Raw genomic sequence first — 22,931 nt, forward strand, 5'->3', positions numbered from 1 at the left:
AGGCTTAATTGGCTGTTCGAATAGAACGAGGTGAAAATATGAAGTATGTTTACCGTACAGATCGTGGGAAAGTAAGAAATCACAATGAAGACAATGTCGGTGTTTATGAAAATCAATCTGATCAAATTTTAGCCGTTGTTGCAGATGGTATGGGGGGACATTTAGCAGGTGATGTTGCTAGTAAAATGGCCTCCGATTTATTAAAGGAATATTGGCAACAAGTAGATAAAATTGAATCTCCGGATATTGCTGAACAATGGTTAGATGAAAAAATAAAAAGTATTAACGAAGATATTTTTCAATATGCAAAGGATAACCAAGAATGTCAAGGAATGGGAACAACAGTAGTTGCATCAATTTGTACCGATCAATTTCTTACGATTGCCCATATCGGTGATAGCCGTGGTTACTTATTAAATGGGGATGGCTTCCGTCAGTTAACAGACGACCATTCATTAGTAAATGAATTAGTAAAAAGCGGTCAAATTTCAAAACAAGATGCAGAGCATCATCCAAGGAAAAACGTATTATTACGTGCATTAGGGACTGAACTAAATGTTTCAATTGATACGATGACAATTGGTTTTGAACCAGGTGATAGTCTACTTTTATGTTCCGATGGCTTAACGAATAAAGTAACAGATGAGGAACTGCATCAGATGCTAGTGTCCGATGTGATTTTAGAAGAAAAGGCAGAACAGCTAATTAATCTCGCGAATGAAAAAGGTGGGGAAGACAATATTAGTCTTGCTATCATTGTAAATGAAACGAATGTTGGGAAAGTTGGTGACTGATTGTGCTTATCGGTAAAAGAATTAATGACCGTTATAAAATATTAGAATTTATCGGTGGCGGAGGCATGGCAAACGTCTATTTGGCTAGAGATATCATTTTAGAAAGAGATGTTGCCATTAAAATTTTGCGACTAGACTTTGCCAACGATGAGGAACTCATCCGCAGATTTCATCGTGAGGCTCAATCTGCAACTAGTCTTGTTCACCCGAATATTGTGAATATTTATGACGTTGGTGAAGAAAAAGATATTTATTATATAGTAATGGAATATGTGGATGGAAAAACATTGAAACAATATATTCAAGACCATCATCCAATTCCAATTAACAAAGCGATTGATATCATGTTACAAATATCAAGTGCAATCAGTCACGCACATCAAAACAATATTATTCATCGCGATATTAAACCACAAAATATTTTAATAGATAACAAGGGTAATGTGAAAATAACCGATTTTGGTATTGCTGTTGCACTTACTTCAACGACGATTACTCATACGAACTCTGTTATGGGATCAGTTCATTACATTTCTCCTGAACAAGCTAAAGGGGGATTGGCAACTAAAAAATCGGACATTTATTCCTTAGGGATTGTGATGTTCGAATTATTAACAGGGAGACTTCCCTTTGAAGGGGAATCGGCCGTATCGATTGCGTTAAAACATTTACAAAATGATACACCGCATCCACGGTCTTTAAACCCAAATATACCGCAAAGTGTGGAAAATATTGTTTTAAAATCGACAGCAAAAGATCCGCACTATCGTTATGACGATGCGGAAGCGTTAAAAGAAGATTTAATGACTTGCTTAAATCCATCACGACTAAATGAACCCGCTTTTGTATTACCGGTAGATGAAGAAGCTACGAAAGCTATTCCTGTAATTAAAGGAACGCAAACTTTCACTGATATCCAAGATACGGTTATCCCTGAATCAGATGAAAAAGAACAAGTTGTTAGTAAAAAGAATAGTAAAAATAATAAGGTAGCTGCGAAGAAAAACGGAAATAAAAAGAAACGAAAAAAATGGCCAATAATTTTAACGGCAATTTCTGCTTTTATAGTTATATTTGGTATATTAGCTGTTACAGTTTTTCCGTCTCTATTCGGTGCTAAAGAAGTCGAAGTACCTGACGTTGCAGAATTATCATTAGAAGATGCGATGGAAATGTTGGAAGAGGCTGGATTTGTTATTGGTGAAACGATTGAACAATCCCATGAAGAAATTCCGGAAAACTTTGTCATTAAAACAAATCCTCCAGCAGGAAAGAAAAAAGTTGAAGGATCAGAAATTGATATTTATGTAAGTACCGGTAAAGAACCAATTGAAATGTTTGATTTTATCGGTCGAAAATATGAAGATGTTTTAGAAGAATTAAAAGATGAAGAAATTGAATTTGAAGATATTGAAGTAAAAGAAGTTTATGACGATAGTGAACCTGGAACAATTATCGAACAAAATCCAAAACCAGGTGAAGAAATAGTTGTAGATGAAACTACTTTAATATTAACTGTCAGCCAAGGTGTTGAAACCTTCACATTATCGAATTTAACTGAATATAGTCGTTCAGCATTAAAAGATTATGCAGAAAGACATGGAATCACCATTAAGGAACAAGAAGAATATCATAATGATGTACCACAAGGTTTAGTTATTAGCCAAGACCCGAAACCTGGAACGGAAATTAAAGAAGGAGACACTGTTAAAGTAACTATCTCAAAAGGGGTCGAACCATTACCAATAACAAGGGATATTGAAATTACGATTCCTTATAATGGTCAAGTCGGAGAAGATGGCCCGGAACCTCAAGAAGTACAAATTTTCATACAAGATATGAATCATGAAGATTTTGATATACCGGTGGATACGTTTGAAATAACCGAATCCATTTCTAAGACAATTACTTTAACAATCGCACCAAACACGACTGCAAAATACCGTGTTGTTGTAGATGGTGTTGTTATACGTGATATTTCTGTACCTTATAAAGAATAAAAATTAAAGGATCTAACTCTTTAAAATAGCCAATCAGGACAAAAGAGTTAGGTCCAATTTTTTTAAACAAGTCAAAATTGATTTACAAACTTTTCAAAACTAGATTAGGCTAAACGTGAATTTTAAGGTAAAATATAGATTGGAACTGTATACGTGAATTAATTTACAAATATATTTTTAATTAAGGAGTGTTGCTATGCCGGAGGGAAAAATCATTAAAGCTTTGAGCGGATTTTACTATGTAAAAAGTAATGATAAGATTATTCAATGTCGAGGAAGGGGAGTCTTTCGTAAACACAATATTACACCATTAGTTGGTGACAATGTTGTATTTACTGCTGAAAATGATCGAGAAGGGTATATTATGGAGATTAAAGAACGGGATAATGAACTCGTTCGACCACCAATTGCTAATGTAGACCAAGCAATCTTAATTTTTTCTGCAAAAGATCCTGAATTTAGTCCGAATTTATTAGATCGATTTTTAGTAATTATTGAATCGAACCATATTGAACCAATCATTGTCATTACAAAAATCGATTTAACGAATGACGAAGAATTACAAAATATAAAACGATATGCAGAAATATATCAAAAAATTGGTTATGAAGTATTGCTCACTTCTTCAATTACAGGCGATGGTTTAGAGGCAATTTATCCTTATTTAAAAAATAAAATTTCCGTTGTTGCCGGTCAATCAGGAGTAGGAAAATCTTCCTTGTTAAATGCATTACATTCGGATTTAAAATTGGAAACAAAAGCGATTTCCAAACATTTAGGCCGTGGTAGACATACAACTCGACATGTGGAATTAATTGAAATTGGCGACGGTTTAGTTGCTGATACACCAGGTTTTAGTTCTTTAGACTTTATTGATATTGAATCGGATGAACTAACGTATTATTTTCCGGAAATGAAAGAACGGTTTGCCGACTGCAAGTTTCGCGGTTGTCTCCACGATAAAGAGCCGAAATGTGCAATAAAGGAAGCCGTTGAAAACGGGGAGATTGAACAATTTCGCTATAATCATTATTTAATGTTTTTAAAAGAAATTTTACAAAGAAAGCCGAGGTATTAATTATGGTGAAAATAGCACCTTCTATATTATCAGCAGACTTTTCTTTATTAGGAAAAGAAGTAAAAGACGTAGAACAAGCTGGAGCAGATTATATCCATATTGATGTTATGGACGGTCATTTCGTACCGAATATCACAATTGGCCCTTTAATTGTCGAAGCGATTCGCCCAGTGACATCTTTACATTTTGATGTTCACTTAATGATTGAAAATCCAGAACACTATATTCAAAATTTTGCTAACGCAGGGGCCGATTATATTTCTGTGCATGTCGAGGCATGTAAACATTTGCACCGGACAATTTATCAAATTAAAGAAACCGGTGTCCGAGCAGGTGTTGTATTAAATCCGGCAACACCTGTTGAAATGATTCGTGACGTGATTACTGATGTTGATCTCGTTTTACTAATGACAGTAAATCCAGGATTTGGTGGGCAAAAGTTTATTCCAAATGTCCTGAAAAAAATCGAACAAGTAAGACGCTGGCGCGATGAACAAAACCTATCCTTTGAGATTGAAGTTGATGGTGGAGTAAATGCGGAAACAGCGAAACTTTGCGTTGAAGCGGGAGCTGACGTGCTTGTTGCTGGTTCATACATTTTTAACAATAAAAATCGTGCTGAAGCAATTGAAAAACTTCGCCAGAGCGTCAGTGGTTTGAAATGATTGTTCATATAGTTGCTGGTGGTCCGAAAGATTTACTGCCAGATTTAACAACTTATAAAAGTCAAGAAAACATTAAGTGGATTGCTGTTGACCGTGGAGCAATTTATTTACAAGAACAGGGGATTACTCCTAATGAAGCTATTGGTGACTTTGATTCGATGTCTCAAGAAGAGTTCGCACGGTTGAAAATTAGTGGTCTAACAATAGAGCAATTTAAAGCAGAAAAAGATGAAACAGATATGGAATTGGCTATAAATTTAGCATATCGTTTGAATCCAGAATCAATCCGTATTTTTGGTGCAACAGGCGGTCGCTTAGATCATTTAATGGCAAATATTAGCCTATTATATAAAGCTTTAGAATGGGGTAGAGACATTCCGATTACGATTATCGATAAGCAAAATATCGCATTTATGAAAAAACCTGGCTCATATACGCTTGAACAATTACCGCAAATGAAATACATATCTTTCATTCCTATATCAAAGGAAGTTGAAGGCTTAACTTTAAAAGGATTTAAATATCCATTAGAAAATCGTCATATTTTCTTCGGTTCCACATTATGTATAAGTAATGAACTAATTTTGAATCATGGTACTTATTCTTTTTCTTCAGGCATATTATTAGTAATAAGAAGTCGTGATAAATAGGGAAAAAGCCTAATTTCGGTTTGATTTGAACTCATTTTTCGGTTGCAGAATAAGATAATTGTATATTCGAGTATGATGACACTTGCCTCAAAATTAGAAAAAAGGTAAGTTACAAGATTAAATGCTTGTGGGACCGAGGAGGGAATGTTAGTGAAATTTTATACCATTAAATTGCCGAGGTTTATAGGGGGATTTGTTCGAGCTATATTAGGTGCTTTTAAGAAAAATTGATCTGTATAAGTGTGGCAATCATAATTCCATCTTATGAATTAAAAAAGCCTCTGCCAAGTTTGGCGGAGACTTTTTTTATCGTTTTTGTAAGAGTCAAGTAGATTTGACTCATTAAATTTAATTTTTAAAAGAACGATTTATAAATTCATTCATCCGTAACGATTACACACGTTGAACCTTTCCGGATTTTAATGCACGAGCAGATACGTATACACGTTTTGGTTTGCCATCTACTAAAATACGTACTTTTTGTAGGTTAGCTCCCCATTTACGGCGGTTAGCGTTCATAGCGTGAGAACGAGCATTACCGAAAGAAGCTTTTTTACCAGTAACAACACATTTACGAGCCATTCTTTTTCCCTCCTTAAAAACCATATATCTCAACATTTTAGCACTATAAAAGATACTCAAATACTTTACCATAGATTCCCTAATTATGCAAGGGTGAATAAAAACAACTAGAGCTCATCTAAATACCTTTAGTTTACTTATAATATTAGTGAAATAAAAGAATTTTATTAAGTATTATTTGATTTTCGCTTCAGACGGACGCTTTCCGCCGGCATGGCCTCAGCCTCCTCGCCTCGCATGCTCGGCTGCGGGGTCTTCGTCTCGTGTTGTTCCCGCTGGAGTCACCGTCTTTCGCCTCAATCAAATACATTTCATTTATTCGCACTCTCTTGTTTGTTATATTTTCATTATGTGTTCTTATTGCCTAAATTTCAAACGTTTTATTACTTTTAAGTGAATTTACTTGACATAACCTTGTTTTTTTCGCTTATATTATAAAAGACGGCTTGTCTTTTTTAAAAATAACAATTATAGTAAAATAAGCCTAATCCGAAATGAAAACCTTGTAAGGGGGAATCGTACATGTCCATCGAATTGAAAACGAAATTAGGGCATATTGAAATCACAACTGATACAATTGCACAAATTTGTGGTGGTGCTGCTGTAGATTGTTACGGGATTGTAGGGATGGCATCGAAAAAACAAATAAAAGATGGTCTTTCTGAGATTTTAAGAAGAGAAAACTATTCAAAAGGTGTTATTATTCGTCAAGAAGATGATCAAATTCATATCGACTTATATATAATTGTAGGTTATGGAACAAAAATTTCTGAGGTCGCACATAATGTACAAGCAAAAGTGAAGTACGTACTTGAACAAACACTGGGCGTACGAGCAGATTCAGTGAACATTTTTGTGCAGAGTGTTCGGGTGACAACCCCGTAAGTAAGGAGGAAATAGTGTGTCAATTACAGTAATTGATGGAAATCGTTTTGCAGAAATGATTTTCCATGGGGCAAACAATTTGTCCAGAAATGCAGAATATGTTGATTCTTTAAACGTATTCCCAGTCCCTGATGGTGATACAGGAACAAATATGAATTTATCCATTCAATCAGGTGCAAAGGAAGTCCGCAGAAATATACAACCACATGTAGGAAATGTCGGTAAGGCATTATCTAAAGGTTTGCTTATGGGTGCCCGTGGCAATTCCGGGGTAATCTTATCCCAATTATTCCGTGGTTTTGCAAAGTCAATCGAAGATAAAGAAGTTCTTTATGTTGAAGATTTTGTTCAAGCATTAGATGCTGGGGTTAAAACTGCTTATAAAGCTGTAATGAAACCAGTTGAAGGAACAATTTTAACCGTTGCTAAAGATGCTGCAAAAAAAGCGGTAGAAATTGGCAGCAAGACGAAAGATTTAACTGAATTAATGGAAGAAGTTGTTAAAGAAGCAAAGGCTTCATTACAACGTACACCAGACTTGTTACCAGTATTAAAAGAAGTTGGTGTTGTTGATAGTGGTGGACAAGGTTTAGTATTTGTGTTTGAAGGATTTTTAGCAAATCTAAAAGGTGTACAATTAGACGAAATTGAAGCACCTGAAGTTTCTATGGAGCAATTAGTAAAACATGAACATCATAAAAGTGTTCAAAGTTTCATGGATACAGAAGATATTAAATTTGGCTATTGTACCGAGTTTATGGTGAAATTCCAAGAAGATAAATTAAAAGAAAACCCATTTTCTGAAGACGAATTTAGAAATGCATTAAGTGAAATTGGCGACTCATTATTAGTTATTGCTGATGATGAAGTTGTAAAAGTTCACGTACATACAGAACAACCTGGTAATGCCTTAAACTATGGGCAACGGTTTGGTGAGTTGATTAATTTGAAAATTGAAAACATGCGTATGCAACATTCAAATATTTTAGAAGCTGACAAACAAGCGAGTGCACCAGCACCTGCTAAAAAACGCTCTGAATATGGTATTATCACAGTTGCAATTGGGAGAGGAATAAGTGAATTATTCAAGAGCATCGGTGCCCAAGTTGTTATTGAAGGCGGTCAAACGATGAATCCGAGCACGGAAGATATCGTTAAGGCAATTGAAGAAGTAAATGCGGATAAAGTATTTGTACTTCCGAATAATAAAAATATTATTTTAGCAGCAGAACAAGCGAGAGATCTTGTGGAACAAGAAGTTGTTGTAATTCCTTCAAGAACTGTACCACAAGGTTTATCAGCTTTACTTGCGTTTAATCCAAGTTCCGATTTAAAACAAAATGAAGAGGCGATGTTAGAAGCCTTAAGTAATGTGAAAACGGGACAAGTTACTTATGCCATTCGTGATACAAATATTGATGGATTAACGATTAATAAAGGCGACTTCATGGGAATAAAAGAAGGTGACATCGTCGTTTCAAATACTGATTTACTTTCTACTACAAAAGAATTATTGAATCAATTGTTAGACGATGAAAGTGAAATTTTAACGATTATTAAAGGTGAAGAAACAACGGACGAGCAAGTTGAAGAAGTCGTTTCTTATGTAGAAGAACATTTTGAAGATGTAGAAGTCGAAGTACACGATGGTAAACAACCGCTATACAACTTTATCTTATCTGTAGAATAGAAAAAAGGGCTGTCAAATGACAGCCCTTTTTACATATGCAAAAGAAATATTTTCAATAAATTCCCATTCATAATATAATAAGGTTGGAGTTTTATTTATATAACTGTATTTTATCAACAGAAATCCTAAAAAAGTTTGTGCTAAAAAATTACTTTTTTATTTTAAATAAAAATATAGATTTTAAGAACTAAAAAAATCAAGGAGTTAATTAAATTGACTGAAGTGCTGAAACAACCGGTTACAGTAATACCTGGCATTGGAGAGGAAACGGCTAAATTATTTGAAGAACTTCAAGTTTATACTGTTGAAGACCTGTTACTATATTTGCCATTTCGCTATGACGATAATCGTATTCGTGACTTAGCAGAAGTACAGCATGACGAGCGGGTTACTGTAGAAGGCGTTATTGTCAGCGTACCGACATTGCAATATTTTGGTCGAAAAAAATCCCGCTTAACTGTAAAAGTAATGGTGGATCGATATGTAATTAACGCTGTGTTTTTTAATCAACCTTATTTAAAAAATAAACTTCCGATGAATCAAGAAATTACATTAAACGGGAAATGGGACCGTTATCGTCAACAAATTACCGTTCAACAATTTAAAATTGGTCACGGAAATCAACCGCATTCTGACTTCAGTCCCGTATACTCAGTGAAAGGTAATCTTACCGTTAATAGTTTACGAAAATTTATCACTGCAGCCTTCAAACAGTATGGACATGCGATTGAGGAGAACTTACCTGAGTTTTTACTTCAACAATATCGATTATATCCGAGAAGAGAAGCAATTCGCGCGATGCATTTCCCGAAAGATGCTCAAGACTTAAAACAAGGTCGTCGTCGGCTTGTATATGAGGAATTTTTACATTTCCAATTAAAAATTCAAGCTTTAAGGAAATTCCAGCGGGAAAATTCTGGAGGTGTGCTAATTCAGTATGATAATGAAGCATTAAAAAAATTTATAGCCAACCTTCCATTTCCGCTTACAAATGCTCAAAAACGTGTTCTTGCTGAGATTTTAAGAGATTTAAAGTCCCCTTATCGTATGAATCGGTTATTACAAGGGGATGTTGGATCTGGTAAAACGGTAGTCGCCGCCATAAGCTTATATGCAGCAGTAACAGCTGGTTATCAAGGTGCTCTTATGGTACCAACGGAAATTTTAGCCGAACAACATGCGGAAAGCTTAATGAACATGTTTAAACCTTTTGATGTCGAAGTCGCATTACTTACGGGGTCAACAAAGAAAAAAGAACGTACAGCTATCCTAGAAGGGCTACAAGACGGCTCTATTCCTATTGTTATTGGTACCCATGCATTAATTCAAGATGATGTTAATTTTGCAAAACTAGGATTAGTTATAACTGATGAACAACATCGATTTGGTGTTGAACAGCGGCGCGTGCTAAGGGAAAAGGGAGAAAATCCGAATACATTATTTATGACGGCAACGCCAATTCCGAGAACGTTAGCAATAACGGCCTTCGGTGAAATGGATGTTTCCATCATTAACGAAATGCCTGCAGGTAGAAAGGAAATTAAAACATATTGGGCAAAACCGCAAAGTTTAGAACGGGTATTACAAATGATGGAAAAAGAATTACAAGCAGGTAGACAAGCCTATGTTATTTGTCCGTTAATAGAAGAATCTGAAAAGCTTGATGTGCAAAATACCATTGATGTATATAATCAACTTGTACATTATTTTGGCGAACGTTTTCAAGTAGGCTTGATGCACGGACGACTCCATAGCGATGAAAAAGAGCAAGTGATGAAGGAGTTTAGTGAAAATAAAGTTCAAGTTCTCGTTTCTACAACGGTTGTTGAGGTCGGTGTAAACGTACCGAATGCAACAATGATGGTTATTTATGATGCGGAAAGGTTTGGACTTGCCCAACTTCATCAATTAAGAGGTCGGGTAGGTCGTGGTGAGCATCAATCATACTGTGTTTTACTCGCAGATCCAAAATCAGAAGTCGGGAAAGAAAGAATGCGCATAATGACGGAAACAAACTATGGCTTCGTGTTAAGTGAACGGGATTTAGAATTGCGAGGTCCCGGTGACTTTTTTGGCAGAAAACAAAGTGGTCTTCCTGAATTTAAAGTGGCAGATATGGTACATGATTATCGTGCTTTGGAAACAGCGAGACAGGATGCTGAAAAATTTATTCATTCTGAGGAATTTTGGAAAGATGATGAGTTTGCACATTTACGAAATTATATACTAGAATCAGGGGTACTTAACGGTGAAAAGCTAGATTAAATTCATATATTTCCTGTAAAAGAACAAAATGAAAAGGAAAGAATAAAAAGTTTTCCTTGCATTAGAAATATAGGTTATATATACTACTGTTAGTACCTAGTCATAATGTGTAGGTGAAACTATGAAACTAAGTAAAAAAGAACGGCAACAATTGCTTTATCAAACTTTAAAAGATAATCCTTTTATTACAGATGAAGAGTTAGCCGAAAAATTTTCAGTTAGCATTCAAACGATTCGTTTAGATCGGTTGGAATTAAATATACCGGAATTAAGAGAAAGAATTAAAAATGTTGCACAACATAATTATTCTGAAAAAGTACGGTCCTTGCCAATTGATGAAGTTATTGGAGAAATTGTTGATATGGAGTTAGATCGCCATGCGATTTCCATACTTGATATAAAACCTGAACATGTTTTTAGTCGTAATAAAATTGCTCGGGGTCATCATCTATTTGCCCAAGCAAACTCCTTAGCTGTTGCAGTTATTAACGATGAACTTGCTTTAACAGCTTCAAGTAATATACAATTTTTACGGCAAGTTAAATTAGGTGAGCGCGTCATTGCAAAGGCAAAAGTGACTGAACAAAACGGTCCGAAAGGTAGAACGATTGTTGTCGTCGAAAGTTTTGTCAATCAGGAACTTGTGTTTAAAGGTGAATTCTCAATGTATCGCTCAAAAAATGAAAAGGTGGACAAGCAATGAAAATAACTATCGATGCTATGGGGGGCGACAATGCACCAGAGGCAGTTGTTCAAGGTGCAATGAAAGCTGTTGAAAATTTCCCCGATTTATCCATCACATTAGTTGGAAATGAACAAGAAATTAAAAAATACTTAAATAAACATGATCGAATTTCTATCATACATACTGATGTTGTTATTACAGGTGATGATGAACCGGTACGTGCGGTTCGGAGGAAAAAAGATGCTTCAATGGTAATCGCAGCCCAACAAGTAACAGACGGGATAAGCGATGCATGTATTTCTGCTGGAAATACTGGAGCTTTAATGGCGGCAGGCCTTTTTGTTGTCGGTCGAATTAAAGGTATCGAACGTCCAGCCCTTGCTCCAACTTTACCTACAATCGATGGTAAAGGTGTTTTATTACTAGATGTAGGAGCAAATGCTGATGCAAAACCGAAGCATTTATTACAAAATGCTTATATGGGAGCCGTATATTGCGAGAAAGTCCGCGGCATTAAAAATCCTCGGGTCGGTTTATTAAATATCGGTACTGAATCTCATAAAGGTAATGAACTGACAAAACAAGCTTATGAATTATTTGAAGAAGCAAACTTCAATTTTGTTGGTAATGTTGAAGCAAGGGACTTATTAGAAGGTGTTTGTGATGTTGCGGTAACAGATGGCTTTACAGGAAATATGATCTTAAAAACCGTTGAAGGTACAGCAATGTCGATTGTAAAAATGTTAAAAGAAGTTTTAATGAGTAGCTTGAAAACGAAAATGGCGGCCCTTGTCATTAAAAATGATTTAGCAACTTTAAAAAACAAAATGGACTACTCTGAATATGGTGGAGCATTACTATTCGGTTTAAAAGCACCAGTCGTAAAAGCTCACGGTTCATCGGACTCCCAAGCGATATTCTCAGCAATTCGTCAAGCACGGGATATGGTAATTGGGGAAGTACCGCAAAAAATTACTGAAGCGATTGAGGAAAAATAGTCGCTCACACAAATGTATAGAAAGGAGCACGTTTATGAGTAAAATCGCTTTTCTTTTTCCAGGTCAAGGTTCTCAATCCGTTGGAATGGGACAAGACTTAGCAGAAAAATATGAAGAAGTAAAAAATATTTTCAATGAAGCAGATCAGGCTCTAAATGATTCATTATCGGAATTAATACAAAACGGTCCGCAAGAAACATTAACTCTTACAACGAATGCACAGCCGGCACTTTTAACTACATCAATCGCTGTTTTACAAAAGGTAAAAGAATTCAATATTAAAGCAGATTATGTAGCTGGTCATAGTTTAGGTGAGTATACTGCACTAGTAGCAGCTGGTTCCCTTGAATTCCGCGATGCTGTACAAATTGTACGCAAGCGCGGTGAATTTATGGAAGCTGCGGTACCGAATGGTCAAGGTTCAATGGCAGCCATATTAGGTATGGATGCGGAAAAGTTAACGGAAATAACTGACCAAGTTACAGAAACGGTAAGCTCTGTTCAACTTGCCAACTTAAACTGTCCAGGTCAAATTGTCATTTCTGGTACAAAAGAAGGCGTAGAAAAAGCTTGCGAATTAGCGAAGGAAAATGGGGCAAGACGTGCCATTCCGTTAGAAGTTAGCGGTCCTTTCCATTCCCGTTTAATGGAGCCTGCATCACAAAAATTAGATGAAGTTTTACAAAACCATTCGATTGTAGATGCAAAAATTCCTGTTATTTCTAACGTGACGGCAGAACCTGTTACCGATGCTGATCAAATTAAAGATTTATTAATTAAGCAATTGTATTCTCCTGTCCGTTGGGAAGATTCAATTAAAACAATGATTGATTTAGGTGTCGACACATTTATTGAAATCGGACCTGGAAAAGTGTTAACGGGCTTAGTACGAAAAATTGATCGTAAAGTAAAAACATATAACATTTTTGATGAAGATAGTCTAAATAAGACTGTTGAACAGTTAAGAGGTGACAAATAATGATGTTTGAAGGTAAAGTAGCCTTAGTTACTGGTGCCTCTAGAGGAATCGGTAGAGAGATTGCCCTTGAACTTGCAAGAAATGGCGCAAATGTCGTTGTTAACTTTGCTGGTAATGTAGAGAAGGCAAATGAAGTTGTTGAAGAAATTAAAGGACTTGGTCGCGAAAGTATTGCTATTCAAGCAAACGTGGCAAATAGTGAAGACGTTGATCGTTTAGTAAAGGAAACGATTGAACATTTTGGTGCATTACATATTTTAGTAAATAATGCCGGTATTACACGTGATAATTTACTAATGCGTATGAAAGAAGATGACTGGGATGCTGTCATCAATACGAATCTAAAAAGTGTTTTCTTATTAACAAAAGCTGTAACTAGACAAATGATGAGACAACGTTACGGTCGTATTGTAAATATTTCTTCCATCGTTGGAGTTAGTGGTAATGCTGGACAAGCGAACTATGTGTCAGCTAAAGCCGGTGTTATCGGATTAACAAAAACAACTGCCAAAGAATTAGCATCACGGAATATTACAGTAAATGCAGTAGCCCCTGGTTATATTGCAACAGATATGACGGATCAACTATCCGATGATGTAAAAGAAGAATTATTTAAATTAATTCCTTTAGCAAGACTTGGTGAACCGAAGGATATTGCTAAAGCTGTGAAATTTTTAGCTTCAGATGATGCTGAATATATTACAGGCCAAACAATCCATGTTAATGGCGGTATGTATATGTAAGTATCTACATAAGTAGAAAAGAACTACTTGAAAATAATGGATAATAAGTTAAAATAATCTATACTTGTACTTACACTTGAGGGGAGGTGAACTCATGAGCAACGTATTAGAACGTGTTACAAAAATTATTGTTGATCGTTTAGACGTAGAAGAATCTAAAGTAACACCTGAAGCAACTTTCAAAGATGATTTAGGTGCTGATTCTCTTGATGTGGTAGAATTAGTTATGGAATTAGAAGACGAATTCGATCTTCAATTCTCAGATGAAGATTCTGAAAAAATCGTTACAGTAGGAGATGCTGTATCTTACATAGAAAGCCAACTAAACGACTAACTTCAACCGGTAAAGTAACAGAATTTACTTTTACCAACTTTTACGAAAACACTTCACTTTTATAGTGAGGTGTTTTCTTTAACTTTATAGGCTATATTAAAAAATATATAGGAAGGCAACATTTTTTCGGATGATAATAATATTATGTAAACTAAATCACTTAACTCTCCTTAAATTCTGCAAAAAAATAGTACAACACCTTTAAAATCCCCCACAATGGAAACACTAGAATCGAAAAAATACTTTCCAAAATGGTATTTTTAGTCTAAACTTGATTTGTATATTACAAGAGGTGTGTATAAATGACAAACATGAAGCGATCGAAATTTACGCATCGTGCGTATAAAGATAAAAGATTTGAAAAGTTCCAAGAAAAAATTAATATAAAATTTACGAATGAATCATTATTAATTCAGGCTTTTACCCATTCATCGTATGTGAATGAGCATCGAAAAAAACACCAACAAGATAATGAAAGATTAGAGTTTCTTGGTGACGCTGTTTTGGAATTAACAATTTCACATTTTCTTTTTACTCATTATCCGACAATGGAAGAAGGAGAATTAACAAAGTTACGGGCGGCGATCGTATGTGAACCGGCCTTAGTTTCCTTTGCCCAAGAACTTGGATTTAGTGAAATGTTGCGACTCGGAAAAGGTGAAGAGTTAACAGGCGGAAGACAAAGACCAGCATTGCTTGCAGATGCTTTCGAAGCATTTATCGGAGCAGTGTACTTAGATCAAGGTTTAGATCAAGTTGTCAGTTTCTTAGAAAAATATGTTTTTCCAAAAATATTAAAAGGTGCTTTTTCGCATGTGATGGATTTTAAAAGTCAGTTACAAGAACATGTGCAACGTTATAGTTTAGGAGCAGTTGAGTACATCATTATTGAAGAAAAAGGCCCTGCCCATAATCGCGAATTTGTTGCAGAAGTTAAAATTAATGGTAATGGCTATGGAACTGGTGTCGGAAGATCAAAGAAAGAGGCGGAACAGCAGGCAGCCCATATTGCTTTAACAAAATTAATAGAAGAAAATTCAGAAAAAAAACTTTAGAGTAATTTTTGGAGAAGGGAGGAACGTTATGCTTCTCAAACGTTTAGAAATGGTCGGATTTAAATCTTTTGCTGAACGAACGGCAGTTGACTTTGTACCAGGAGTAACTGCCGTTGTTGGTCCGAACGGGAGTGGTAAAAGTAATGTGACCGATGCAGTACGTTGGGTACTCGGTGAACAGTCAGCTAAGTCGTTACGTGGTGGTAAAATGGAAGATATTATTTTTGCCGGTAGTGATTCTCGAAAACCGTTGAATTTTGCTGAAGTTGCGATTACGTTAGATAATGAGGACCATTTTTTACCAATTGATTATAATGAAGTATGCATAATGCGTCGTGTTTATCGTTCAGGAGAAAGTGAATATTATATCAATAAACAACAATGTCGCTTAAAAGATATTGTTGATTTACTCATGGATTCAGGGTTAGGTCGAGATTCCTTTTCTATTATAAGCCAAGGTAGAGTAGATCAAATTTTAAATAGTAAACCAGAAGAACGCCGGGCGATTTTTGAAGAAGCAGCTGGTGTTTTAAAATATAAGACGCGTAAAAAGAAAGCAGAAGTTAAATTAGAAGAGACAGAAGAGAATTTATATCGAGTTCGTGATATCATTCATGAATTAGAAAGCCAAATCGAACCGTTACGAATTCAATCATCAATTGCCCAAGATTATTTAGATAAAAAAGAAGAACTTGAAAAATATGAAGTAAGTTTATTAATTTATGAAATTGAACAGCTGCATACACAATGGGAAACATTAAAAAAGCAGTTAGAAGAAAATCGTGATAAAGAAATTGAATTATCGACACAAATTCAAAATAAAGAAGCCGAAATTCAACAATTACGTGATAAACAAACGGCTTTAGACGAATCGATCGAACAACTCCAACAAGTTCTACTTGTTACGAGTGAAGAACTTGAAAAAATAGAAGGACGAAAAGAAGTACTAAAAGAGCGGAAGAAAAACTATGAAAAAAATCGCAGTCAATTAGAACATGACATTCAACAAGATAAAGAAAAACTTGCTAATTTTGAAGTAGAAATTAATGATTTAAGTTCAAAACGAAAAGAAATTCAAGCTGTATTACAAGAAGATAAAAACCAATTAAAAGAGAAACAAAAACTACTTGAAGCTTATTCTGAAGATATTGAAGGGAAAATCGAATCATTAAAAGGGGATTATATTGAATTTTTAAATCAGCAAGCCATGATCAATAATGATATTCAACATCTTCAACAAAGAATACAGCAAATTCAAGTGAAGCGTAAATCGTTAACAACTGATAATGATCGTTATATTCAGGAACGACATGAGATTCTTTCTGAAAAAGAAAGTTTGCAACAAAAAATTGATATTGTTCAAGAAAAAATCGATCATATGATTCGTCAATACCGGGACGAACAAAAAAAGTTCGAACAATTACAAAATAAATATGATGCAGAAGAAAAAACGTACTATAAAGCTCTTCAATTTGTGCAACAAGCAAAGCAACGGAAAGAATTGCTAGAAGAGATGGAAGACGAGTACGCCGGCTTTTATCAAGGTGTAAAAGAAGTACTTAAAGCACGAAATACACTTACTGGTATTGAAGGTGCAGTTGCTGAATTAATTCAAGTGGACAAGTCCTATTCTGTTGCGATTGATATTGCGTTAGGCGCTAGCCTTCAACATATCGTTGTAAAAAATGAAGAAGCTGCTAGAGCGGCGATTCAATTTTTAAAAACAAATCGTTCCGGGCGAGCAACCTTTTTACCGATGTCTGTTATTCAAGCAAAGGAAATACCTAGTCATTTAATTAATCAAATTCAAAACAATCCTGCTTTTATTGGAATTGCCGCTAATTTAGTGTCCTTTGATGGTAAATATGCAAATATTATTCATCATTTATTAGGTAACGTAATTGTTGCAAAAGATTTACAAGGTGCGAATGAACTTGCCCGTATGATACATTATCGGAATCGAATTGTTACCCTTGACGGGGACGTTGTTAATCCTGGTGGTTCAATGACAGGTGGTGCAGCGAAACAAAAAACAAGCTCGCTATTAAGTCGTAAACAAGAATTAGACACATTACAAACGAAGCTTGTTGATATGGAAAATAAATGTATTGTATTAGAGAAAAACTTAAAGGATAAAAAGTTAGCATTAACGAATCAAGAGCAATTGATAGAGAAGTTAAAGCTTGAAGGTGAAGAACTTCGCAAGGATGAGTTAGAATTAAAAGATCAAATGAAAGATATTATGTGGAAAGAAAGTAATATAAATGAAAAACTTTCCCTATATGACGACGAAGAACAGGCATTACGTGAAGAGCAAGAAAGCTTGCAGACTAAAATAGAATTGAATGAACAACGAGTTCATGAAATTGCAGAAAATATTAAAGACATTGATTTAAAAATTCAAGAACTATCTAAAAAGAAAAATCTTGATCAATCGAAGAAATCGGAACTAATAGAACAAATAAACGAATTGAAAATCGTAATCGCCAAAAAAGAAGAACAAGCAAACCATATAGTAAAACAATATTCTGATGTAAAAAAACGTTTTGATGAAACGAAAAAACAATTACAACAAAATGAACAGGATCTCCAACTATTAATAGATGAAATGGAATCTCAAGATTCAGGCGAAAGTAAATTACAAAAGGAAGCTGAACAAAAATTAGCTGATAAAAATCAAACAATTGATTTAATTGCCCATCGCCGAAAAGAGCGGTTGGAACTTCAGCAAACCCTTGAAGATCTCGAGCTTGAAACGAAAGAATTAAAGCGTCAGCATAAAGGTTTTTCAGAAATTGTCGCAGATGAAAATATTCAGCTCAATCGTTTAGACGTTGAGTTAGATAACCGGTTAAATGTTTTAAGAGATGAATATTTAATTACGTACGAAGGTGCGAAAGAAAAATACCCGTTAACCGTTCCTTATGAGGAAGCAAAACGGAAAGTTAAATTAATTAAGCTGGCGATTGAAGAGTTAGGAACCGTTAACTTAGGTGCCATTGATGAATATAAACGGGTATCTGAACGATATGAATTTTTAACGAAACAAAAGGAAGATTTAGAGTCAGCAAAAAATACTTTATTCCAAGTAATTGATGAAATGGATGATGAAATGGTAAAACGTTTCAGTGAATCCTTTACGAGTATTAAAGTTGAATTTGATGTTGTATTTAAGTCCTTATTTGGTGGTGGACGAGCAGAACTACGCTTAACGAACCCTGACGATTTATTAAATACAGGTGTCGAGATTATCGCACAACCACCAGGTAAGAAACTTCAAAATTTACATTTGTTATCCGGTGGGGAACGGGCTTTAACAGCAATTGCTTTATTATTCGCGATATTGAAAGTACGTCCAGTACCGTTTTGTATATTAGACGAAGTCGAAGCTGCTCTTGACGAAGCAAATGTGTATCGATTTAGTCAATTTTTAAAACATTTTAGTAAAGAAACCCAATTTATCGTTATTACCCATCGGAAAGGTACAATGGAAGAAGCTGATGTGTTATACGGTGTTACAATGCAAGAGTCAGGCGTGTCTAAATTAGTATCTGTCCGTCTAGAAGATACAGAAACAGTTGTAGTATAATTTTAAAAGAGACATCTTTTATTAGGAAAAAATCGCTATTTTAAAAGGTGTCTCTTTTATAAAGTGTTAAAGGAAGTGGAACATATGGGATTTTTTAATAAGCTTAAACAAAAATTAACGAAACAAACGAATGTTGTTACAGAAAAATTTAAAGAAGGCTTAACGAAAACGCGTGAAAACATTTCAACCAAAGTAAATGATCTAGTTGCACGTTACCGTAAAGTTGATGAAGACTTTTTTGAAGAACTTGAAGAAATTTTAATCCAGGCCGACGTTGGCTTTGATACTGTACTTGAACTTGTTGATGAGTTGAAAATGGAAGTAAAAAGAAGAAATATTCAAGACTCCGTTGCAGTACGTGACATTATTGTAGAAAAACTTGTTGAAATATATAAAGGTGACGAAGAAGAAATAAATACATTAAACATTCAAAATGACGGTTTAACTGTAATTTTATTTGTCGGTGTAAACGGTGTCGGTAAAACGACAACGATTGGAAAATTAGCACATAAATTTAAACAAGAAGGCAAAAAAGTATTACTTGCAGCTGGAGACACATTCCGTGCCGGTGCCATTGAACAATTGGAAGTATGGGGTGAGCGTGTCGGCGTTGATGTTATTAAACAATCAGAAGGTTCCGATCCAGCAGCTGTAATGTACGATGCGATTCAAGCTGCTCGGGCACGAGATACAGACATTCTCCTATGTGATACGGCTGGTAGATTACAAAACAAAGTGAATTTAATGAAAGAATTAGAAAAAGTAAAACGAGTGATTGAGCGAGAAATTCCAGGTGCTCCTCATGAAGTTTTATTAGTACTGGATGCAACAACTGGACAAAACGCGATGGTTCAAGCAAAACAATTTAAAGAAGCAACTGATGTTACAGGGATTGTTTTAACTAAGCTTGATGGTACAGCAAAAGGTGGTATTGTCATCGCGATTCGTAAAGAGTTACATATTCCAGTTAAATTTGTCGGTCTTGGTGAAAAAATGGATGACCTTCAAGAATTTAACCCTGAACAATACGTTTACGGTTTATTTGCCGGACTAGTTGAAGAAGGAGACGAAGAATAGGTCTTTAAATAGTTTAAGGAAAACTAGTAGAAAAGGTTCATTAGGCATACGAATTAAACGTCGTTTGCCATCTTTGAATAACCCAAAATACTAAAACAGATTTTACAAAATATAAATCCAATGGCAAGTGGAAATGTATTCAAAACATTTTCCCACTTGCCTCTTTTTTAGACACATAAATTAAAAGCTCTTTATGAATCTATTTGACAACAAGTAATCAACTGTGTAACATTGTTTTTGTAAAGGTTTTTCACTTAACACTGGAGGAGAATTTAATGTTAGGGAAGACGACAAGAATGAATTTTTTATTCGACTTCTATCAAGTTTTACTCACTCCTAAGCAAAAAAACTACATGGCGCTTTATTATTTAGATGATTTTTCCCTAGGAGAAATTGCAGAAGAGTATAATGTTTCTCGGCAAGCCGTCTATGATAATATAAAAAGGACAGAAGCAATGCTCGAAGACTATGAAGCGAAACTTCATCTCTTTGAAAAATTTCAAAAGCGAAATGCTTTACTTGATCAATTATCAGAGTTGATTACTGAACACGTAAATTCTGAAGAGCGACTAAAAGTCCTTAACATAATAAAAGAAATAAAAGAATTAGATTAGGAGGCCGTCCGATGGCATTTGAAGGTTTATCTGAACGTTTGCAAAAAACGATGCAAAAAATTCGGGGAAAAGGTAAAGTTACTGAAGCAGATGTAAAAGAGATGATGCGTGAAGTTCGTCTCGCTTTACTTTATGCCGACGTTAACTTAAAAGTAGTTAAAAGCTTTGTAAAAAAGGTAAGTGAACGGGCAGTAGGACAAGAAGTCATGAAAAGCCTTACCCCAGGTCAACAAGTTATAAAAGTCGTAAAAGACGAATTAACGGAACTTATGGGTGGGGAGCAAAGTAAAATCGCAACAGCGAACAAACCGCCAACAGTTGTAATGATGGTCGGTTTGCAAGGTGCAGGTAAAACAACGACAACAGGGAAGTTAGCAAACTTATTACGTAAAAAATATAACCGAAAACCACTTTTAGTTGCAGCCGACATTTATCGTCCTGCTGCGATTAATCAATTACAAACATTAGGTAAGCAATTAACATTACCAGTTTTTTCCCTCGGTGATAAAGTTAGTCCTGTTGAAATTGCGACAAAAGCGATTGAAAAAGCAAAAGAAGAACATCATGATTATGTTTTAATCGATACTGCTGGTCGTTTGCATATTGATGAGAACTTAATGGATGAGTTAAAACAAATTAAAGAAAAAGTTAATCCAGATGAAATCTTGCTTGTTGTAGATGCGATGACAGGTCAAGATGCTGTTAACGTTGCGCAAAGTTTCAATGATCAATTAGGTGTTACTGGTGTCGTTTTAACAAAACTTGATGGTGACACACGTGGTGGGGCAGCGTTATCCATTCGTGCTGTTACGGAAAAGCCGATTAAATTTGTAGGTATGGGTGAAAAAATGGATGCCCTAGAACCATTCCATCCAGAACGAATGGCATCTCGTATCCTCGGTATGGGAGATGTATTATCTTTAATCGAAAAGGCCGAAGCGACTATTGATGAGGAAAAAGCAAAAGAGTTGGAGCAAAAAATGCGTTCCGCTTCTCTAACTTTAGATGATTTCCTTGAACAGTTAGCTCAAGTTCGTAATATGGGACCATTAGATGAATTATTAAAAATGCTCCCTGGCGCAAATAAAATGAAGGGGCTTAATAATTTAAAAATTGATGATAAACAAATCTCCCATGTTGAAGCGATCATTCAATCGATGACGAAGGAAGAAAAGGAACATCCAGAAATTATCAATGCATCGCGGAGACGTAGAATTGCGAAGGGAAGCGGTAGACCGGTACAAGAAGTAAACCGCTTATTAAAGCAATTTGAAGAAATGAAGAAAATGATGAAACAAATGAACAATATGACGAAAAAAGGCAAAAGAAAAGGCTTCAAATTGCCATTTATGTAATCCATTTAATTTTTTCATTAAAATTAGGTACTGAGACTCCTGCCGGAACTGCACGAGCCGAAGATCCCGCAGGTTCACACATTGACTTGGAGACTGAGGCCGTGCCGGCGGAAAGCGGAGTGCCTGAAGCGGATATACTATCTGAACAAATTTTATTTGAAAAAATGTTGATTTTTCGTATCGAACTTGCTAAACTAAAAGATGTTGTTAGCTGTTAAGAAAAAATACTTTACAAACATAAAAAAACTTGATATCATACTGTCTTGTGTGAAACAATTTCGGAGGTGCTTATATTATGGCAGTAAAAATTAGATTAAAACGTATGGGAGCTAAAAAATCTCCTTTCTATCGAATCGTAGTAGCAGATTCTCGTTCTCCTCGTGACGGACGTCAAATCGAAACAATCGGTACTTACAATCCATTAACTCAACCAGCTACAATTAAAATTGACGAAGAGTTAGCATTAAAATGGTTGAAAAATGGTGCAAAACCTTCTGACACAGTTCGTAACCTGTTCTCAAGTCAAGGTATTTTAGAAAAATTCCATAACGAAAAATACGGTAAATAGGGAACAATGAAAAACTTAATCGAATCGCTCGTCAAACCTCTTGTCGACTATCCAGAGGAAGTCACAATCGAAGCTGTTGAAGAAGATAACCGAATCATCTATAAATTAACTGTTCATAAAGATGATATCGGTAAAGTCATTGGTAAACGCGGTAGAGTGGCTAAAGCGATACGAACTGTTGTTTATGCATATGCACATACAACAGAAAATAAGAAGGTTTTTCTTGAAATCACTGAATAAGGAGGAGGCCCCAGGGTCCCTCCTTTTTTCGTATTCAACCTATCAAAAATATCCCCACAAAAATTCCAATTAAGAAATTTCCAAT

23 protein-coding genes are annotated in these 22,931 nt (G+C 35.2%); 22 read left to right on the top strand and 1 reads right to left on the bottom strand.

Annotated elements, in window-relative coordinates:
- The first annotated feature begins 38 nt into the window (after positions 1–38).
- The 6 genes from GW534_RS00390 to spoVM all read left to right on the top strand — a co-directional run bounded on the left by GW534_RS00390 (position 39) and on the right by spoVM (position 5,418).
- Entirely contained in the window at positions 39–794 is a 756-nt protein-coding gene (locus GW534_RS00390; RefSeq protein ID WP_161919101.1) for a Stp1/IreP family PP2C-type Ser/Thr phosphatase, read from the top strand.
- A gap of 2 nt (positions 795–796) precedes the next feature.
- Positions 797–2,794: a Stk1 family PASTA domain-containing Ser/Thr kinase gene (gene pknB / locus GW534_RS00395; RefSeq protein WP_161919067.1), complete on the top strand. Its 1,998-nt coding sequence runs from the start codon at positions 797–799 to the stop codon at positions 2,792–2,794.
- Positions 2,795–2,990: 196 nt separating this feature from the next.
- A complete protein-coding gene (rsgA, locus tag GW534_RS00400; RefSeq protein WP_161919068.1) occupies positions 2,991–3,872 on the top strand; it encodes a ribosome small subunit-dependent GTPase A in 882 nt (293 codons plus the stop codon).
- A 2-nt stretch (positions 3,873–3,874) separates the two neighbouring features.
- The gene (gene rpe, locus GW534_RS00405) at positions 3,875–4,537 is read left to right on the top strand and encodes a ribulose-phosphate 3-epimerase (RefSeq protein ID WP_161919069.1); all 663 of its coding nucleotides are present in this window, start codon (positions 3,875–3,877) and stop codon (positions 4,535–4,537) included.
- A complete protein-coding gene (locus GW534_RS00410) occupies positions 4,534–5,187 on the top strand; it encodes a thiamine diphosphokinase (protein WP_161919070.1) in 654 nt (217 codons plus the stop codon). The genes rpe and GW534_RS00410 overlap by 4 nt, the downstream gene beginning before the upstream one ends.
- A gap of 150 nt (positions 5,188–5,337) precedes the next feature.
- Positions 5,338–5,418: a stage V sporulation protein SpoVM gene (gene spoVM / locus GW534_RS00415; RefSeq protein ID WP_161919102.1), complete on the top strand. Its 81-nt coding sequence runs from the start codon at positions 5,338–5,340 to the stop codon at positions 5,416–5,418.
- A 162-nt stretch (positions 5,419–5,580) separates the two neighbouring features.
- On the opposite strand, the gene rpmB is transcribed toward spoVM, so the two are convergent.
- A complete protein-coding gene (gene rpmB / locus GW534_RS00420; protein WP_161919071.1) occupies positions 5,581–5,769 on the bottom strand; it encodes a 50S ribosomal protein L28 in 189 nt (62 codons plus the stop codon).
- A 522-nt stretch (positions 5,770–6,291) separates the two neighbouring features.
- Between rpmB and GW534_RS00425 the strand changes: the two genes are divergently transcribed.
- From GW534_RS00425 to GW534_RS00495, 16 genes are all read left to right on the top strand, one after another.
- Positions 6,292–6,654, top strand: coding sequence for an Asp23/Gls24 family envelope stress response protein (locus GW534_RS00425; RefSeq protein WP_161919072.1), 363 nt, complete (start codon positions 6,292–6,294; stop codon positions 6,652–6,654).
- Positions 6,655–6,670: 16 nt separating this feature from the next.
- Complete coding sequence (locus GW534_RS00430; protein WP_161919073.1) at positions 6,671–8,344, top strand: DAK2 domain-containing protein; 1,674 nt, start codon at positions 6,671–6,673, stop codon at positions 8,342–8,344.
- A 213-nt stretch (positions 8,345–8,557) separates the two neighbouring features.
- Positions 8,558–10,609, top strand: a complete 2,052-nt coding sequence (recG, locus tag GW534_RS00435; RefSeq protein WP_161919074.1) for an ATP-dependent DNA helicase RecG — start codon at positions 8,558–8,560, stop codon at positions 10,607–10,609.
- A gap of 121 nt (positions 10,610–10,730) precedes the next feature.
- Positions 10,731–11,312, top strand: a complete 582-nt coding sequence (fapR, locus tag GW534_RS00440; RefSeq protein ID WP_161919075.1) for a transcription factor FapR — start codon at positions 10,731–10,733, stop codon at positions 11,310–11,312.
- Positions 11,309–12,292 (top strand): phosphate acyltransferase PlsX, encoded by a 984-nt coding sequence (gene plsX, locus GW534_RS00445; RefSeq protein ID WP_161919076.1) that lies wholly within the window; start codon positions 11,309–11,311, stop codon positions 12,290–12,292. Before fapR ends, plsX begins: the two co-directional genes overlap by 4 nt.
- 34 nt (positions 12,293–12,326) lie before the next feature.
- Positions 12,327–13,271: an ACP S-malonyltransferase gene (fabD, locus tag GW534_RS00450; protein ID WP_161919077.1), complete on the top strand. Its 945-nt coding sequence runs from the start codon at positions 12,327–12,329 to the stop codon at positions 13,269–13,271.
- 2 nt (positions 13,272–13,273) lie between these two features.
- Positions 13,274–14,014, top strand: coding sequence for a 3-oxoacyl-[acyl-carrier-protein] reductase (gene fabG, locus GW534_RS00455; protein WP_202630782.1), 741 nt, complete (start codon positions 13,274–13,276; stop codon positions 14,012–14,014).
- A 94-nt stretch (positions 14,015–14,108) separates the two neighbouring features.
- Positions 14,109–14,348, top strand: a complete 240-nt coding sequence (locus tag GW534_RS00460; protein WP_161919079.1) for an acyl carrier protein — start codon at positions 14,109–14,111, stop codon at positions 14,346–14,348.
- 302 nt (positions 14,349–14,650) lie between these two features.
- Positions 14,651–15,403, top strand: coding sequence for a ribonuclease III (gene rnc, locus GW534_RS00465; RefSeq protein WP_161919080.1), 753 nt, complete (start codon positions 14,651–14,653; stop codon positions 15,401–15,403).
- A gap of 28 nt (positions 15,404–15,431) precedes the next feature.
- Positions 15,432–18,992: a chromosome segregation protein SMC gene (gene smc, locus GW534_RS00470; protein WP_161919081.1), complete on the top strand. Its 3,561-nt coding sequence runs from the start codon at positions 15,432–15,434 to the stop codon at positions 18,990–18,992.
- Positions 18,993–19,076: 84 nt separating this feature from the next.
- Entirely contained in the window at positions 19,077–20,069 is a 993-nt protein-coding gene (gene ftsY / locus GW534_RS00475; protein ID WP_161919082.1) for a signal recognition particle-docking protein FtsY, read from the top strand.
- A 296-nt stretch (positions 20,070–20,365) separates the two neighbouring features.
- Positions 20,366–20,683, top strand: coding sequence for a putative DNA-binding protein (locus GW534_RS00480; RefSeq protein ID WP_407670422.1), 318 nt, complete (start codon positions 20,366–20,368; stop codon positions 20,681–20,683).
- A gap of 11 nt (positions 20,684–20,694) precedes the next feature.
- Positions 20,695–22,038 (top strand): signal recognition particle protein, encoded by a 1,344-nt coding sequence (gene ffh, locus GW534_RS00485; RefSeq protein WP_161919084.1) that lies wholly within the window; start codon positions 20,695–20,697, stop codon positions 22,036–22,038.
- Positions 22,039–22,124: 86 nt separating this feature from the next.
- The gene (locus tag GW534_RS16615; protein ID WP_281351931.1) at positions 22,125–22,256 is read left to right on the top strand and encodes a hypothetical protein; all 132 of its coding nucleotides are present in this window, start codon (positions 22,125–22,127) and stop codon (positions 22,254–22,256) included.
- 77 nt (positions 22,257–22,333) lie between these two features.
- Positions 22,334–22,606, top strand: coding sequence for a 30S ribosomal protein S16 (rpsP, locus tag GW534_RS00490; protein WP_161919085.1), 273 nt, complete (start codon positions 22,334–22,336; stop codon positions 22,604–22,606).
- 6 nt (positions 22,607–22,612) lie between these two features.
- Entirely contained in the window at positions 22,613–22,846 is a 234-nt protein-coding gene (locus tag GW534_RS00495; protein ID WP_161919086.1) for a KH domain-containing protein, read from the top strand.
- Positions 22,847–22,931: the final 85 nt, after the last annotated feature.

This window comes from Pallidibacillus pasinlerensis, assembly GCF_009996845.1.
In the GTDB taxonomy this organism is placed as follows: Bacteria; Bacillota; Bacilli; order Bacillales; family Caldibacillaceae; genus Pallidibacillus; species Pallidibacillus pasinlerensis.